General features: G+C 40.9%; 1 pseudogene. It reads right to left on the minus strand.

From position 1 onward, the window contains the following. Positions 1 to 550: pseudogene (locus tag ACOMCU_RS28295) on the minus strand (hypothetical protein); the annotation flags it as partial.

The raw sequence follows: 550 nt of genomic DNA on the forward strand, positions 1-550 counted from the left end.
ATTGTTCCAACGTACAGCACCGCCGTATGAACCTCCACGACCTGTCAAATATACCTTTAATGTCTTATCGGCTTGAGTTGGATTTTTGAAAGTGATATTCGCCTTGTAAATAACACCATAATGCCCCTTATTAGTTGCTACAGCATCGCCAGGCGTATAGCTAGTGTCTTTAGTCATTAAGTTGTCATTACTTCCATTACTTATGGAGAAACTTTTATTGCCGTCTCCGACAGTATATAGAGCAGCAGAGCCACCTGAAGTACCAAAGCCGTCGATATTGGAAAAGTTCCAAGAACCACGCGGATGAGTCCCAACTGGTGACACAACTGCATTTTGATTACTACGAAGATCGGCAGTAGTACTTTTAGCAGCTACTGTTCTGACTTTATAAGACATTGGAGAACTAGACGATAAAGTAAACTCAATAATTCCACCCACCAAATAACCATTTGGTACTTTCCATTCTTTAACTAATCCAACTTTCCCCGCTACAATGGAACTTTCAACCGGAGAACTAGGAGTTAATGTATTTCCGAGTAAAGCTTTTGCG

The organism is Lysinibacillus sp. UGB7, from assembly GCF_049058285.1.
GTDB lineage: Bacteria > Bacillota > Bacilli > Bacillales_A > Planococcaceae > Lysinibacillus > Lysinibacillus sphaericus_B.